The sequence below is a fragment of the Streptomyces sp. NPDC033229 genome, assembly GCF_055576875.1.
The window spans coordinates 72,227-87,984 of sequence record NZ_JBVIQR010000021.1 but is presented as its reverse complement, the minus strand read 5'-3'; the positions used below and the strand labels follow the sequence as shown (position 1 = coordinate 87,984).

The window sequence follows — 15,758 nt, the reverse complement described above, 5'->3', positions numbered from 1 at the left end:
AATGCCGCTGGCTACACTCGCTGACATGTCTGGCCAGTCGCTTCTCGCCCCGGGGACCCTCTCCCCCGCCCGCCCCGTCCCCGCCTCGATCCCGCGGCCCGAGTACGTCGGTAAGGACGCCCCGACCCCCTATTCCGGCCCCGAGATCCAGGACGCCGAAACGATCGAGCTGATGCGGATCGCCGGTGGCATCGCCGCGCGGGCGATGGAGGAGGCGGCCAAGCACATCGCCCCCGGCGTCACGACGGACGAGCTGGACCGGGTCGCGCACGAGTACATGTGCGACCACGGCGCCTACCCCTCGACGCTCGGCTACCGCGGCTTCCCCAAGTCGCTGTGCTCGTCCGTGAACGAGGTCATCTGTCACGGCATCCCGGACTCCACGGTGCTGCGCGACGGCGACATCGTGAACCTCGATGTGACGGCGTTCATCGGCGGCGTGCACGGCGACAACAACGCCACCTACCTGTGCGGCGATGTGGACGAGGAGTCGCGGCTGCTCGTGGAGCGCACGCGTGAGGCGCTGAACCGGGCCATCAAGGCGGTCAAGCCCGGGCGCCGCATCAACGTCATCGGCCGGGTCATCGAGTCCTACGCCAAGCGCTTCGGCTACGGCGTCGTGCGCGACTTCACCGGCCACGGCATCAACTCGTCCTTCCACTCCGGCCTGATCGTCCCGCACTACGACAGCCCCCACCACGACACCCTGATCCAGCCGGGCATGACGTTCACGATCGAGCCGATGCTGACCCTCGGGACGTACGAGTACGACATGTGGGCGGACGGCTGGACGGTCGTCACGAAGGACCGCAAGCGCACGGCTCAGTTCGAACACACGCTGGTGGTGACCGACACGGGAGCGGAGATCCTCACCCTCCCGTAGCGCGGCCGAGGGCGGTAGGGTTTTGCCGACAGCACGTCGGGAAGAGATTGACTTAGGTCAGCCTAACTAGAGAGAATCGGCGGTGTCGGCGCGCTCGCGCGCCCCCGGCGCCGTCCCCTCCCGCCCCTCTCGGTCACCGGAGGTCCGCCTTGGACTCGCCCGTCACGACGCCGTTCTCCACCTTGATCCGTACCGCCTCGCACGAGCAGCACACGGAAGCCGAGAACTCGTCGTTCATGAGCGACATGCTCGGCGGCAGGCTCGGGGTCGCCGCGTACCGCCGCTACACCGAACAGCTCTGGTTCGTCTACCGCGCCCTGGAGTCCGCCTCCGCCCTGCTGGCCGCCGACCCCGTCGCTGGCCCGTTCATACGGCCCGAGCTGGCCCGCACCGCCCAGCTGGAGCGGGACCTGGCCCATCTCGGGGGGCCCGACTGGCAGGCGGGGCTCGCGCCGCTGCCCGCGACGACGGCCTACGCGGCCCGGGTCGAGGAGTGCGCCCGCACCTGGCCGGCCGGCTACGTCGCCCACCACTACACCCGCTACCTGGGCGACCTGTCCGGCGGCCAGATCATCCGCGGCACCGCCGAGAAGACCTGGGGATTCGCCCGCAAGGGCGACGGCGTCCGCTTCTACGTCTTCGAGGCCATCGGCAACCCCGCCGCCTTCAAGCGCGAATACCGCGCACTGCTGGACGCGTTGCCGGTCGACGACCTGGAGAAGCAGCGCGTGGTCGACGAGTGCAAGCGCGCCTTCGCGCTGAACACGGCGGTCTTCCGGGAGCTGGGGCGGGAGTTCCCGCTGAGCGCGTAGGCCTGGCCGGCCGGGCTCGGCCGACGACTCACCCGCGCCGTTTCGTCCTCAAGCGCCTCACGGGCTGAATGCAGCCCGTGAGGCGCTTGAGGGCGCGGCACAGCACCCTGCGAGGCGCTTGAGGCCGCGTCACCGCCGGCGGCCCGTCCGGTCGTATCTTCGCGCCGGAGCCGCTCGGTCGTGTATACCAACAACCGGTAGTAGTGATTCCGCTTCCATGAACCGGCGGGCCCCTGGTGACCCCGTGCCGGGAGTGACGAGACTTTGCCTCGTGAGAGCAGGATCACGGACCCCCATGGGAACTATTTAGGCAAGCCTCAGATAAGTTGGGGCGGCTTAATTCGGCCATGCCTCGTTTCCGCCCCCGCCCGACCAAGCCTGGAGCTTCCATGCGCGTCCTCCGCTCCTCCGTCGTCGCCGCCGTCTCGGCCGTGGCTGCCCTGACCGCCGTGTCCGGCTGTGCCGAGAAGTCCGACGCCGAAGGCTCGGACGCGATCCAGATCACGGCCTCCGACGACAAGTGCGAGGTCTCCAAGACCTCCTTCCCCGCCGGCCATGTGAAGCTCGCCGTCAAGAACAAGGGCGACAAGGTCACCGAGGTCTACGTCTACGCCCCGGGCGACCGCATCGTGACCGAGCGCGAGAACATAGGCCCCGGCACCAAGGCGGAGATCGCCGCCGAGATCAAGGCCGGCTCGTACGAGATCGCGTGCAAGCCCGGCATGAAGGGCGACGGCATCCGGCAGAAGGTCACCGCCACCGGCGGCGGCGCGGCGAAGAAGCGCGACCCGGAGCTGGACAAGGCCGTCGCGGAGTACCGCAAGTACGTCCTGGCGCAGGCCGAGGAGACGATCCCCGCCGCCCAGAAGTTCGTCGACGCGGTCAAGAAGGACGACCTCGACGAGGCGAAGAAGCTCTACGCCCCCTCCCGCGTCGGCTGGGAGCGCACCGAGCCGGTCGCCGAGTCCTTCGGCGACATCGACCCGAAGGTCGACGTCCGCGAGGACGGCCTGGAGAAGGGCCAGAAGTGGACCGGCTGGCACAAGCTGGAGAAGTCCCTGTGGGACGACAAGAAGATCACTGAGGACGACAAGAAGCTGGCCGACCAGCTGATGGCCGACCTCAAGGACTGGCAGAAGCGCGTCGGCACCGCCGAGATCACCCCGACCAGCATGGCCAACGGCGCCAAGGAGCTGCTCGACGAGGTGGCCACCGGCAAGGTGACCGGCGAGGAGGAGCGCTACAGCCACACCGACCTGGTCGACTTCCACGCCAACGTGGAGGGCGCCGAGAAGTCCTACGAGCTGCTGAAGCCGGTCGCCGCGAAGAACGACGGGGCGCTGGTCAAGGAGCTGGACAAGCAGTTCGCCGAGCTGAAGAAGCTGCTCGACGAGTACCGCGAGGGCGACGGCTTCAAGTCGTACGACACCGACACCGTCGGCAAGGACGACCGCAAGAAGCTCTCCGACGCGGTCAACGCGCTCGCGGAGCCGCTGTCCAAGCTCGCCGCCGCCGTCGCCAAGTAAGGGGGGCCCGGAATGCCGGAAGAGACGACCGCGGAGACCACCGTGGAGACCGCAGACAAGACCGCCGCGAAGTCGGGGGCGGCGCCCTCGCGCCGCTCGCTGCTCGGCTGGGGCGGTGCCGGGCTCGCGCTCGGCGCCGTCGCCGCCGGCGGCACCGCGGCCGCGCTGCGCACCGGCGGTGACGCCCAGCCGGCCGCCATGAGCGGTGACGCGGTGCCCTTCCACGGCACCCACCAGGCGGGCATCGCCACGGCCGTTCAGGACCGGCTGCACTTCGCGGCCTTCGACGTGACGACCGGCGACCGTGCCGCGCTGATCGCCCTGCTCAAGGAGTGGACCGCGGCCGCCGCGCTCATGACCGCCGGCCACGAGGTCGGCGAGGGCACGGCCGGCACCCAGCCGGAGGCACCGCCGGACGACACCGGCGAGGCGCTCGGCCTCAAGCCCTCCCGGCTGACGCTGACCTTCGGCATCGGACCCGGCCTCTTCGAGAAGGACGGCAAGGACCGCTTCGGGCTGAAGTCGCGGCGGCCGAAGGCCCTCATCGACCTGCCCGCCTTCCCCGGCGACAACCTCGACGCGGCCCGCAGCGGCGGCGACCTGTGTGTCCAGGCCTGCGCGGACGACCCGCAGGTCGCGGTGCACGCGATCCGTAACCTCGCCCGGATCGGCATGGGCAAGGTCGCGATCCGCTGGTCGCAGCTCGGCTTCGGCAAGACGTCCTCGACGACGCCCGACGCACAGACCCCGCGCAACATGATGGGCTTCAAGGACGGCACCCGGAACGTCTCGGGCACCGACACCAAGGCCCTCGCCAAGCACGTCTGGGTCGGCGAGAAGGACGGACCGGAGTGGATGGTCGGCGGTTCCTACCTCGTCGCCCGCCGCATCCGGATGCACATCGAGACCTGGGACCGGACTTCGCTCAAGGAGCAGGAGGACATCTTCGGCCGCGACAAGGTCGAGGGTGCCCCGCAGGGCAAGCAGCGCGAGCGCGACGAGCCGAACCTCAAGGCGATGCTGCCGGACGCGCACGTGCGCCTCGCCCACCCCGACAGCAACGGCGGGGCGACGATCCTGCGCCGCGGCTACTCCTTCACCGACGGCACGGACGGGCTGGGCCGGCTGGACGCGGGCCTGTTCTTCCTGGCCTACCAGCGCGATGTGCGCGACGGCTTCGTGCCGGTGCAGACCCGCCTCTCGCGGAGCGACGCGCTCAACGAGTACATCCAGCACGTGGGTTCGGCGGTCTTCGCCGTGCCACCGGGCGTCCGGGACAAGGGCGACTGGTGGGGCAAGGCGCTCTTCTCGTGACCGACGGCGTGACCGACGGCGTGATCAACGGCCTGTTCGACGGTCTTTCCACAAAAACGGAAGGGGAAGCCGCGTGTTCGGCAACTACCTGATCGGCCTGCGCGAGGGGCTGGAGGCCAGCCTGGTCGTCTGCATCCTCGTCGCCTACCTGGTGAAGACCGGGCGCCGGGACGCGCTGTTGCCCATCTGGCTCGGCATCGGCGCCGCCGTGCTGCTCAGCATGGCCTTCGGGGCGCTGCTGCAGTTCGGCTCCCGGACCATGACCTTCGAGGCGCAGGAGCTGCTGGGCGGCTCGCTGTCGATCGTCGCGGTCTGTCTGGTGACGTGGATGGTCTTCTGGATGCGGCGCACCGCGCGGCATCTGAAGCGGGAGCTGCACGGCAAGCTGGACGCGGCACTGGCGATGGGCACGACCGCCCTGGTCGTCACGGCGTTCCTGGCGGTGGGCCGCGAGGGCCTGGAGACCGCGCTGTTCATCTGGACCGCGGTGGAGGCCACGGACGACGGTGTGCGGCCCCTGGTCGGCGCGGTGCTGGGGCTGCTCACCTCGGTGGTGCTGGGCTGGCTGTTCTACCGCGGCGCGGTCCGGATCAACCTGGCGAAGTTCTTCACGTGGACCGGCGCGATGCTGATCGTCGTGGCGGCGGGCGTGCTCGCCTACGGCTTCCACGATCTGCAGGAGGCGGAGTTCCTGCCGGGGCTGCACGACCGGGCCTTCGACATCAGCGACCAGATCCCGAGCGACAGCTGGTACGGCACGCTGCTCAAGGGCATCTTCAACTTCCAGCCCGACCCCACGTGGGTCCAGGTCGCGGTGTGGGCGCTGTATCTGGTCCCCACCCTTGTCTTCTTCTTCGCCCCGGGTAGGGTTGCGCCGTCCCAAGCAGCCCTCAAGGAGTCGAAGCGCGATGAGACGCCGGTTGCCCCGTCGACTGTTCACAGCTCTGGCGGCGACGACGCTGCTGACGGCGACCGGGTGCATGACGGTGCACGGCGAACGGGAGATCATCCCGTCGGTGAGCAGGGCTGAGGCTCCGAAGGTCCTGGAGCGCTTCACCGAGGGCTACAACGAGGCGTACCGCAAGCTCGACCCGGCCGCCGTGGAGCGGGTCGAGACCGGCGCCCTGGCCGAGATCGGCAAGGCCGACGTCGCGGCCCAGCGGGCGGCGACCCCGGACGGCAACCCGGGCTATCCCGCCCTGACGCTGGCGGACGCCCGCTTCACCATCCCGAAGATGGCGGGGTGGCCGAAGTTCTTCGTCGCGGACGCCCGGAGCAACCGCGACAAGAACCGCTGGTTCGTGGTGTTCACGCGCGCGGGGGCGAAGGAGCCGTGGAAGGCCGCGTATCTGTCGATCCTCAGCGACCACGAGATACCGAAGTTCACCACCGACAAGGACGGTTGGGCCGAGCCGGTACCGGCCGCGGGCGGGCCGGACGGCAAAGCGGGCGCGGCCGCGGGCCTGAGCACGGATCCCGCCGCGGTGAGCACGGCGTACACGGACTATCTGCGCACCGGCCGGGGGTCGGTCTTCGCCCCGGGCAGGGCGACCACTGCGCTCCGCGAGGACCGGGGCAAGCGGGTCCGGACCCCGAACTACTGGACCGGGTTCATCGACACCCCCGAGCGGGCCCCCGGCTTCCCCTCGTTCGCACTGCGCACCGACGACGGCGGTGCGCTGGTGTTCTTCACCGCGCACCACCGGGAGAAGCGCACCATGGCCAAGGGCCTGCGGCCCACGCTCACCGAGCGGCGCACGAAGGCCCTGCTGTCCGGCGACCTCAAGAGCGCGGTCACCTTCGTGCGGGTCTCCGAGTCGGCGGTGAAGGTGCCGCCGAAGTCGGCGGACCGCCGGGTCGTCTTCCTCAACCGCATCGAGAGCCTGACGGCCGCGAAGGGCGAATAGCCTGGCCGGCGGACTTCGGCGATACGCCCGTCCTTGCCGCCTGCGGCGGCGAGCGCCACTCGCCTGGCCGGCGGAGTTCGGCAACAGGCCCGTTCTTTCCCGCCTGCCCGCGGTGGCAAGCGCCCTGCGGGCGCGTCCTCAAACGCCGGACGGGCTTGATGGGGCCGGGCTTGGCACGAACCTGCCCACCGGACAGGCTTGATGCGGCCGGGCTCAGCGCCAACCAGTCCGCCGGACAGGCGTCAGCGGCCGATCGGCCAGGCGGCGGAGTCGTGGTGATCGTGGTCGGGGCGGTCCCCCACGTACTGCGCGCAGGCGTCGGTGAGGGCTTCCAGCAGCGTCAGCGGGTCGGGCAGCGGCCGCTCGGGGCCGGCCAGCCAGGCCACCTTGCCGTCATCGGGCAGCAGTGACGGCGGCAGCAGCACATAGCTGCCCCGGCAGTGCCAGCGCAGCCCCGGATGCTCGTCCATCGTCTCGGGATGGCTGTCGAGCTCGCAGGGCCACCACTCGTCCTCGTCGTCCGGGGTGCCGCGGGTGGCGGTGAAGAACAGCATGCGGTCGGGGGTGACGGTGGCGACGGGGCCGACGTCGACGCCGGCCTCCTCCAGCCGGGCCAGGGCCTGCCGGCCCGCCTCGGCCGGTACGTCGAGAACGTCGTGCGCGATGCCGGTGGCGGTGATGAAGTTCGCCTCCGGCTGGGCGCGCAGCCACTTGGTGACCTTCTCGGCGTCGGTCGTGGCGAGGGTCTGCCAGGCGAAGGAGACGGGGTGCCGGCCCGGGGTGGGACAGCCGATGCGCTCACACGAACAGCCGTACCCGGAAGGGTGCGCGGCGGGGGCCAGGGGGTACCCCGCGGCGGCCGCGGCCAGGAGCAGCTCCTCGCGGGCGGCCGCGAGGGCCGCCCCCGTGCCCGCATCGCCGCCCGCTCCCCTGGGACGGCGCAGCCACTGGGAGAACCTGCTCATGCGTTCCATCTATCCCCTCACTTCGACCGCGGTCTCCGGTCAATGCTGCCACCATCCTGCTCCCGGTGTGACCGCCGGATGCATCCGGGGGGTGTGAGACCGGACGCGTCCCCGCCGTGCGGCGGGGCTCCGCGGTGGTGTCAGCGGGGGGTGACGGCCCGCATCAGCAGGTCGACGAGGGTGTCGGTGAAGTCGTAAGTGAGGGGACCCGTACGCATGAGCCAGCGCTGAGTGAAGGGGCCGAGGAGCATCTCGGTGGCGATCCGCACATCGACGTCCTCGGCGATGTGGCCCGCCTCCTTGGCCTTGGTCAGCCGGTCGACGTAGGCCTTCACGCCCGTGTCCTGGAGCTTGGCCACGAACTGTTCGGACAGCTCACGGTCGTTCGCCCCGGCGGTCGCGAGCGCGCGGTAGGGGGCCTCGAACTTGGGATCGTTGAATTCATCGACGGTCGCGCGCAGCACGAGCTTGAGGTCGGCCGCCAGGTCGCCGGTGACGGGCAGCTCGTACTCGGCGTCGCTCGCCTCCGCGGTGAACGCGTCGAGCAGCACGGCGGCCTTCGACGGCCACCAGCGGTAGATCGTCTGCTTGCCCACGCCCGCGCGGGCGGCGATGCCTTCGATCGTGAGCTTGTCGTACCCGACCTCGCCCACGAGTTCGAGGGCTGCGTCGAAGATCGCGCGCCGGGATCGTTCACTACGGCGGGTGGCGTCGGGGGTCTTGGTGGTGGCCATGCCCGGCAGTCTAGCGGGGTTCGAGGCGAACCGTATCGTCTCCAAGTGGTTGACAAGACGAACCGTCTCGTTCAAAGTGGAGTCATCGCGAGACGAACCGTCTCGCCCCCTCCAGTGAAAGGAGACCCCCATGAGCCGGGGCAACGCGGGCGGAATGCTCGGAGTCGGCGGTACGCGCAGCAACCTCTCCCGCACGGCGCTCCGCGGCGGCGGCCGGGGCGGCCGGGCCGGAGGCGGCGCCGATGCGAACGCGCAGAAGCGGGAGCTGTTGCGCAAGTTGCGGGAAGGCCGAACCGGAACCACGGGAGCGTGAACGAGCCACCGCTAAACCACCCGTACGGTTCATGCGCGGTGGGCGGTGAGCGTGGACTATTTGGGCACGTACGGCTACCTCCGTACGTGCCCAACGCCCCTGTGAGGAGCGCTCCTTGCGTACAGCCGCTCGTGCCGTTCGTGCCGCTCGTGCCGCCACCCCGCGCCACTATGTGATGTGCCCCCCGACGCACTTCAGGGTCACGTACTCGATCAACCCGTGGATGGACCCGGACAAGCCGGTCGACCTGCCGCTGGCCCTCGCGCAGTGGGAGGACCTGCGCGACCGCTACCGCGCCCTCGGCCACACCGTCGCCGAGCTGCGCCCCCGCCCGGACCTGCCCGACATGGTCTACGCCGCCAACGGCGCCACGGTCGTCGACGGCCGGGTCCTCGGCGCCCGCTTCGCGCACCCCGAACGGGCCGCCGAAGCGGCCGTCCACACGGAGTGGTTCCGGGCGAACGGCTACCGGGACGTGCGCGAGCCGGAACACATCAACGAGGGCGAAGGCGACTTCGCCGTCACCGCCTCCTGGCTGCTGGCCGGACGCGGTTTCCGCAGCAGCCCGCTGTCCCACCCGGAGGCACAGGAATTCTTCGGCCGCCCCGTCATCGGCCTCGACCTCGTCGACCCGCGCTACTACCACCTCGACACGGCGCTGTCCGTGCTCGACGGGGACGAGGTCATGTACTACCCGGACGCGTTCTCCCCGGGCAGCCGGGCCGTGCTGGAGCGACTGTTCCCCGACGCGCTGATCGCCACGGAGGAGGACGCGTCGGCGCTGGGACTCAACGCCGTGTGCGACGGCCGCCATGTGCTGCTGCCGCAGGCGGCGGTGGGCCTGTTCGCCCCGCTGCGGGAACGGGGGTACGAGCCGATCGGGATGGACCTGGGGGAACTGCTCAAGGGGGGCGGGAGCGTGAAGTGCTGCACGCTTGAGCTGCGCTCGGCTTAGTGGTTCCCCGGGCGGGCCTGTTCGCGGTTTCGCCTGCGGCGGGCTGTTGAGGTCCGGCCCGTCGGCCCCGTGCCGCGCCGTTTCGCCTGCGGCGGGCTGGTGGGGTTCGGGCCGTCGGCCCCTGTGCGGGCCCGGCCGGAGGTCGAGCCCGTGCCGCTCCGGTGGGTCGCGGGGCTGCTTCGCTTTACGCCCCGCGACCCACCTGCGCGTCCCGAGCCCTCACGTCGGTGGGCCGACGGCGCCTCCGCCCCCGGGTGGGAGGGGGATGGAAACCCGGCACGCCATCACGCCAGCGGACCGTCATGCCCGCCGCCTAAGGCATCCGCTTTACGCCCCGCGACCCACCTGCGCGTCCCGAGCCCTCACGTCGGTGGGCCGACGGCGCCTCCGCCCCTGGGCGGGGGAAGGGGAACAGTCACGGCCGGTCAGTCGTCGGCATCGGCCGGGGGCCATTCGTCGCCCCAGTCCGTGTCGCGGGCCGCTCGGTAGAGGGGGCCGTGGCGCTTGGTCACCGTTTCCCTGGTGAGGGCGTCCGAAGGGATGCAGAGGTCGAGGAGGACCTGGCCCTTGCGGATCTGCGGCTTGCGGACGACCCGCGCGGGCGCGGCCGGGACGTCGAGGCCGCGCACCGCGGCGACGTAGGAGAACTTCTCGTCCTCGTACGGCAGCGAACCGCCCTTGACCTGCCGGTGCAGTGAGGAGCGGCTCACCCGCGCCGAGAAGTGGCACCAGTCCGCGCCCACCTCGATCGGGCACTCCGCGCTGTGCGGGCACGGCGCGACGATCTGGAAACCGGCCGCGATCAGGCGGTCGCGCGCGTGCCGGATGCGGAGATAGCCGTCGGGGGTGCCGGGCTCGATGAGGACGACGGTCCGCGCGGCACGAGCCGCCTCGTCGACCACCGCGTTCCGGTCTGTCTCGGTCAGCTCGCCCAGCACGTACGAGACGGTGACCAGGTCGGTGTCGTCCGGGATCGTGAGCCCGCCGCCGATGGCCTGGCGGCGCCAGTTCGCGGCGCGCAGGGCGACGGAGGACGCGGCGCGGGCCAGCTCGGCGCCGAGCGCGAGGGCGGGTTCGGCCCAGTCCAGGACGGTGGTCCTGCGCTCCCCCGCCGGCCACGTGGCGGCCACCGCCCAGCTCGCCGCGCCCGTACCGCCGCCGATGTCGACGTGCGAGGCGGGCTCCCACTCGGGCAGTCGGTCACGGAACGCCTCCAGCGCGGACCGCACGGCCTCGAAGGTCGCGGGCATGCGGTAGGCGGCGTACGCGACGACATCGGAGCGGTCCCGCAGGACGGGGGCGTCGGTCGGAGTGCGCCCCCGGTAATTGGCGATGAGCCGCTCGACCGCCTGTGCCGCCTGCTTGGGCGGCAGCCCGTCGAGGAGGTCGGCGAGCGCGGCGCGCAGGTTCTCGCCGGTCGGCGCGTATTCGGGGGCGTGCATTTGAGGAATTCTATGCCGCCGCCGAAACGGCCGCGTCAGACGTCCGGGGTGCCCGATCCTTCCTCCCCACCCAGGGGCGGAGGCGCTGCAGGCCCACGGACGTGAGGGCTCGGGACGCGCAGGTGGGTCGCGGGGCGTAAAGCGAAGCAGCCCCGCGACCCACCGGAGCGGCACGGGCCCGACCAATGGCCGGGCCCGCACAAGGGCCGACGGCCCAAACCCCTACCGCCCGCCGCCGGCGAACGGCCGGCACAACCCCAGGAAGCAGCCGATCGCCGCGGCCGCGCACCCCACCTGGACGACAGCCATCGGCACAGCCGTCTGCGAGCCCGCGATGCCCACGAGCGGTGAGGCGATCGCGCCGAGCAGGAACGTCGACGTGCCGAGCAGCGCCGACGCGGAGCCCGCGGCGTCGCGGGAGCGCATCAGTGCCTGGGCGTTGGTGTTGGGCAGGGTGAGGCCCATCGCGGACATCAGAACGAAGAGGCCGGTGGCGATCGGCAGCAGGCCGGCCTTGCCGAAGACGCCCGAGGTCATCAGCAGCAGGGCGACGGAGGCCAGGGCGACGACGGCGAGCCCGGCGGCGAGGGCCTTGTCGAGGCTGACCCGGCCGACCAGCACCTTGCCGTTGATCTGGCCGACGAGGACGAGGCCGATGGAGTTGACGCCGAAGAGCAGGCTGAAGGTCTGCGGGGAGGCGCCGTAGATGTCCTGGACGACGAAGGGCGACGCGGAGATGTAGGCGAAGAGCGCGGCGAAGGCGAAGCCGCCCGCGAGCATGTAGCCGGTGAAGACGCGGTCGGCGAGCAGGCCGCGCATGGTGCGCAGGGCCTCGCCGAGGCCGCCGGTCTGCCGTCGCCCGGGCGGCAGGGTCTCGTCCAGGCGGCGCCAGACGACGAGGGTCAGGAGGACTCCGACGGCGGTGAGGACGACGAAGACGCCGCGCCAGTCGGTCAGCCGCAGCACCTGGCCGCCGATGACGGGTGCGATGACCGGGGCGACGCCGGAGACGAGCATGAGGGTGGAGAAGAAGCGGGCCATGGCCACGCCGTCGTAGAGGTCGCGGACGACGGCGCGCGCGATGACGATGCCGGCCGCCCCCGCGAGGCCCTGGATCAGGCGGAAGGCGATGAGCAGTTCGGCCGTGGGGGCGAAGGCGCACACAGCGGTGGCGAGGACGTAGATCACCATGCCGGCGAGCAGCGGGCGGCGGCGTCCCCACTTGTCGCTCATGGGGCCCACGACGAGCTGGCCGAGGGCCATGCCCATGAGGCAGGCGGTGAGGGTCAGCTGAACGGTCGCGGCGGGGCTGCGCAGGGAGTCGGTGACCTGCGGCAGGGCCGGGAGGTACATGTCCATGGAGAGCGGCGGAAGGGCGGAGAGGCCGCCGAGGACGAGCGTGACGAACAGGCTCGTCCGGCGGGCGGCGGGTATCCGTCCCGCGTCCGTCACGGGCTCGGCGGTACGGGGGCCGGGATCCGTCATGCGTCGCTCCATGGTTTTGATTGAAAGTACATACATATTGTCATGGGTGACGACGGCTCCCGGCCCTTACGCACCGGTAGGGGTCAGGCGGGCCGGAATCCGGGGGCACCGGCCAGGGAGACGAAGGAGGCGGCCGTGGTGACGGGCGCGCCGGGTACGACGACCCCGGAGACCGTGCGGAAGTCGGCGCGCAGCCGCTCGGGGTCGAGGGTGACGATCACATAGCCGCGGCGGCCGTTGTAGAACTTCATGTGCGGGTTGGCGGCGAGCATGCCGGACCAGTCGTCGGGCCTGTCCTCGCCGTCGAAGCCGCTGGAGACCGAGGTGCCGACCAGTTCGACGCCCAGGGTGCGCGACTCGGGGGCGCTCCAGTCCTCCTTGATGTCCATGGCGTAGTTGACGTGGACGTCGCCGGCGAGGACGACGAGATTCTCGATGCCCGCCTGCCGGGCGCCCGCGAGGACACGGGCGCGGGAGGCCGGGTAGCCGTCCCAGGCGTCCATGGAGACCTTCGAGCGGGCGGCGGTGGTGTTCTTGCGTTGCGAGAAGACCACCTGCTGGGCGACCACGTTCCAGGTGGCGGTGGACTCGCGCCAGCCGTCGAGGAGCCAGCGCTCCTGCTCGGCGCCGGTGAGGGTGCGGGCGGGGTTCTCGGATTCGGGGCCCGGGTACTTCCAGCCGTCGCCGTAGGCCTGGTCGGAGCGGTACTGGCGGGTGTCGAGGATGTCGAACTGCGCCAGCCGCCCCTACTGGAAGCGGCGGTGGAGCCGCAGATCGGCGCCCGTGGGCCGCTGTGCTCTGCGCAGCGGCATGTTCTCCCAGTACGCGCGGTAGGCCGCGGCGCGGCGGGCGCGGAACTGCTCGGGCGGGAGGTTGCCCTGGGAGATGTCGCCCGCGTAGTTGTTCTCGACCTCGTGGTCGTCCCAGGTGACGTACCAGGGGTGGGCGGCGTGCGCGGCCTGGAGGTCGGGGTCCGTCTTGCCGAGGGCGTAGCGCTGCCGGAAGTCGTCGACGTCAATCAGCCAATGGTTGTAGAAGTCGGGGAGGGGGTGGTCGGTGTAGTCGCGGACGCCCGCCCGCGCGTCGATGGCGTTCTCGTAGATGTAGTCGCCGAGGAAGAAGACGGCGTCGAGGTCCTCGTCGGCGAGGTGGCGCAGCGCGGTGTAGTAGCCCTCGTCGTACTGCTGGCAGGAGACCACGGCGAAGCGCACGGAGCCGACGGCGGCGTGGGGCTCGGGGGCGGTGCGGGTACGGCCGACGGGGCTGGTCCAGCAGCCGGTGCGGAAGCGGTACCAGTAGACGCTGTCGGCGTCGAGGCCGCGGGGGTCCACGTGGAGGGTGTGACTGTCCTCCGCGCGGGCCCGCGCCGTGCCGCACCGTACGACGCGGCGGAAGTTCTCGTCGCGGGCGAGTTCCCAGTCGACGGGGATCGCGCCCTCGCGCGGCAGCCCGTTGCCCGGCTCGTGCGGGCGGGGGGCGAGTCTGGTCCACAGCACGACGGAGTCCGGCAGCGGATCACCGGAGGCAACGCCCAGCGTGAACGGATTCTCGGTGCTGCTCTGGGGGGTCATGCTCTCAATGTGCGCGCGGGTGGAGCGACTGGGAAGACGCCCCGCGCCAAATACCCGTGGGGCGGGGGGAGGCGCGGGAATGCGAGCGGGACGTGGGTGGTTGGAGCGGCCATGACGACGAACAACCCATCGGACAGCGACACTACGGACGCCACAAGCGGCGTCGAAGTGCTGCGCTACACGGCCTTCTCCCACGACCCGGCCGGGGGCAACCCGGCCGGGATCGTGCCGGACGCCACGGGACTCGACGACGCGGCGCTGCTCGCGATCGCCGCCGGGGTCGGGTACAGCGAAACGGCGTTCCTGACCGCGCCGCCCGAGGGACTCGGGGAGCCCGGACGGGCGTTCACGCTGCGGTTCTTCAGCCCGCTGGCGGAGGTCCCGTTCTGCGGCCACGCCACCGTCGCGACGGCCGTGGCGCTCGCCGAACGGCTCGGCGCGGGGGACTTCGTCTTCGCGACCCCGGCGGGCACGGTCCCGGTCACCGTGACCGAGAGCGGCGGCACCCTGCGCGCCACCCTCACCAGTGTCGAGCCGCACACCGAGGAGGTGACCCCTGAGACGTTGACCGAGGCCCTGGCGGCACTGGCCTGGCCCGCCGCCGACCTCGACCCCGACTTCCCCGTACGGATCGCCTTCGCGGGCAACCGCCACCTGGTGCTGGCCGCCGCGACCCGGGAGCGACTGGCCGACCTCGACTACGACTTCGACCGGCTCGGCGCCCTGATGCGCTCCCTCGACCTGACCACGGTGCAGCTCGTGTGGCGGGAGTCGGAGAGCGTCTTCCACGTCCGCGACCCGTTCCCGGTCGGCGGGGTCGTCGAGGACCCGGCGACGGGGGCCGCGGCCGCCGCCTTCGGTGCGTATCTGCGGGAGTACCAACTGGTGGGCGCCGACGCGGTGGTGACTCTGCATCAGGGCGAGGACCTCGGTCGGCCGGGGCTCCTGGAGGTCGGGCTGCGCGCGGGCGACCCCCGGGTCAGGGTCAGCGGAACGGCCACCCGGCTCGTCTGAACTGCCCCCATCGGGCAGGCCGGTCAGGGACCGGCGCACGGCGTCCACCGTGCGCCCGTGGCGGCATGCACGCTCCTGCCTGAATGTCCGGTTCCCGGTGTAGCGTCCTCCCAGACGAGGAGCGACACCTTGGGGGGTGGGGCGGTGTGAGCTCGGACGGTGACCCTCCTCCTTCACCACCCGGCAGTCCCTTCTGGGCGCACGTCTGGAAGTACTGGGTGACCGCCGGGTTGGCGCTGGTCGTGGCGGCGGTGATCCCGGTGTTCGTGAAGGCGGGCCCCTTCGCCGGAGGCGGCTCGGACCCGCCCATGCCACCCCCGGCCACCAAGCCGGTCGAGGACCCGTCCCCCTCGGGGGACGAAGACAATCCCGACCCCAAGGGCGACGACACACCGACACCACGACCGCGTACGACGACCCCGGCCGTCTCCACACGCCCGCCATCGCCGCCCACGGTCCGTGTGTCGCCATCGGCCGGCCCGTCGCTGTCGGCCTCGGCGCCGGTGCCGGTCTCGGCACGGATCGCCGAGGTGCGCGCCCTGGGCCCGGTCACGTCGTCCGTCACCAAAGTGCAGGTCAACGCGGTGTTCAACGGGCTCAAGGGCCGGACGGGCTATCTGCGGTGGTACCTCTACAACGACGCGACCAAGCAGGTCATGAGCGGTGTCAGCACCATTCCGTCCCCCGTCTTCCAGTGGGACAGCACGAACTGGCACCCCACGTTCGTCGTCAGCAACCCGGCCGTGCGGTGGCAGCTCCAGGTGACGGCGTACGGCCCGGACGGCAGGCAGTTGGCGACGAACCACTCGAACTTCACGTTCGGCGGCTAGTTCGGAG

Annotated in this window: 14 protein-coding genes and 1 pseudogene; 10 read left to right on the top strand and 5 right to left on the bottom strand. The window is 71.3% G+C overall.

All coding sequences use genetic code 11. The features are described 5' to 3' along the window. Positions 1–25: 25 nt before the first annotated feature. From map to ACZ53N_RS19825, 6 genes are all read left to right on the top strand, one after another. Positions 26–883 carry a type I methionyl aminopeptidase gene (map, locus tag ACZ53N_RS19850; RefSeq protein WP_362218261.1) on the top strand — a complete coding sequence of 286 codons (858 nt, stop codon included), beginning with the start codon at positions 26–28 and terminating at the stop codon, positions 881–883. A gap of 149 nt (positions 884–1,032) precedes the next feature. Continuing rightward, entirely contained in the window at positions 1,033–1,695 is a 663-nt protein-coding gene (locus ACZ53N_RS19845; RefSeq protein ID WP_469142134.1) for a biliverdin-producing heme oxygenase, read from the top strand. A gap of 389 nt (positions 1,696–2,084) precedes the next feature. Continuing rightward, entirely contained in the window at positions 2,085–3,221 is a 1,137-nt protein-coding gene (gene efeO, locus ACZ53N_RS19840) for an iron uptake system protein EfeO (protein WP_469142133.1), read from the top strand. 12 nt (positions 3,222–3,233) lie between these two features. Next, a complete protein-coding gene (gene efeB, locus ACZ53N_RS19835; protein ID WP_469142132.1) occupies positions 3,234–4,535 on the top strand; it encodes an iron uptake transporter deferrochelatase/peroxidase subunit in 1,302 nt (433 codons plus the stop codon). Between the two features lie 73 nt (positions 4,536–4,608). Further along, the gene (efeU, locus tag ACZ53N_RS19830) at positions 4,609–5,565 is read left to right on the top strand and encodes an iron uptake transporter permease EfeU (RefSeq protein WP_469142131.1); all 957 of its coding nucleotides are present in this window, start codon (positions 4,609–4,611) and stop codon (positions 5,563–5,565) included. Further along, the gene (locus tag ACZ53N_RS19825) at positions 5,456–6,442 is read left to right on the top strand and encodes an SCO2278 family lipoprotein (RefSeq protein ID WP_469142167.1); all 987 of its coding nucleotides are present in this window, start codon (positions 5,456–5,458) and stop codon (positions 6,440–6,442) included. The genes efeU and ACZ53N_RS19825 overlap by 110 nt, the downstream gene beginning before the upstream one ends. Positions 6,443–6,684: 242 nt before the next feature. Here ACZ53N_RS19825 and ACZ53N_RS19820 read toward each other — a convergent pair whose 3' ends face one another. Then, positions 6,685–7,416 carry a bifunctional DNA primase/polymerase gene (locus tag ACZ53N_RS19820; protein ID WP_469142130.1) on the bottom strand — a complete coding sequence of 244 codons (732 nt, stop codon included), beginning with the start codon at positions 7,414–7,416 and terminating at the stop codon, positions 6,685–6,687. A gap of 131 nt (positions 7,417–7,547) precedes the next feature. Continuing rightward, positions 7,548–8,141: a TetR/AcrR family transcriptional regulator gene (locus ACZ53N_RS19815; protein ID WP_469142129.1), complete on the bottom strand. Its 594-nt coding sequence runs from the start codon at positions 8,139–8,141 to the stop codon at positions 7,548–7,550. Positions 8,142–8,271: 130 nt separating this feature from the next. Between ACZ53N_RS19815 and ACZ53N_RS19810 the strand changes: the two genes are divergently transcribed. Both ACZ53N_RS19810 and ddaH read left to right on the top strand, forming a co-directional pair. Next, the gene (locus ACZ53N_RS19810; RefSeq protein ID WP_469142128.1) at positions 8,272–8,454 is read left to right on the top strand and encodes a DUF6243 family protein; all 183 of its coding nucleotides are present in this window, start codon (positions 8,272–8,274) and stop codon (positions 8,452–8,454) included. 115 nt (positions 8,455–8,569) lie between these two features. Next, positions 8,570–9,409, top strand: a complete 840-nt coding sequence (gene ddaH / locus ACZ53N_RS19805; protein WP_469142127.1) for a dimethylargininase — start codon at positions 8,570–8,572, stop codon at positions 9,407–9,409. A gap of 425 nt (positions 9,410–9,834) precedes the next feature. Here the strand turns inward: ddaH and ACZ53N_RS19800 are convergent, their stop codons facing one another. From ACZ53N_RS19800 to ACZ53N_RS19790, 3 genes and pseudogenes are all read right to left on the bottom strand, one after another. Continuing rightward, positions 9,835–10,851 carry a small ribosomal subunit Rsm22 family protein gene (locus ACZ53N_RS19800; RefSeq protein ID WP_469142126.1) on the bottom strand — a complete coding sequence of 339 codons (1,017 nt, stop codon included), beginning with the start codon at positions 10,849–10,851 and terminating at the stop codon, positions 9,835–9,837. Between the two features lie 222 nt (positions 10,852–11,073). Then, on the bottom strand, positions 11,074–12,336 hold the full coding sequence (locus tag ACZ53N_RS19795; RefSeq protein ID WP_469142125.1) for a multidrug effflux MFS transporter: 1,263 nt from the start codon (positions 12,334–12,336) through the stop codon (positions 11,074–11,076). Between the two features lie 83 nt (positions 12,337–12,419). Continuing rightward, positions 12,420–13,907 (bottom strand): annotated as a pseudogene (locus ACZ53N_RS19790) (alkaline phosphatase D family protein). 111 nt (positions 13,908–14,018) lie between these two features. Here ACZ53N_RS19790 and ACZ53N_RS19785 point away from each other — a divergent pair. Then, complete coding sequence (locus ACZ53N_RS19785) at positions 14,019–14,921, top strand: PhzF family phenazine biosynthesis isomerase (protein WP_469142124.1); 903 nt, start codon at positions 14,019–14,021, stop codon at positions 14,919–14,921. A gap of 146 nt (positions 14,922–15,067) precedes the next feature. Continuing rightward, positions 15,068–15,751 (top strand): hypothetical protein, encoded by a 684-nt coding sequence (locus ACZ53N_RS19780; protein ID WP_469142123.1) that lies wholly within the window; start codon positions 15,068–15,070, stop codon positions 15,749–15,751. Positions 15,752–15,758 lie beyond the last annotated feature (7 nt).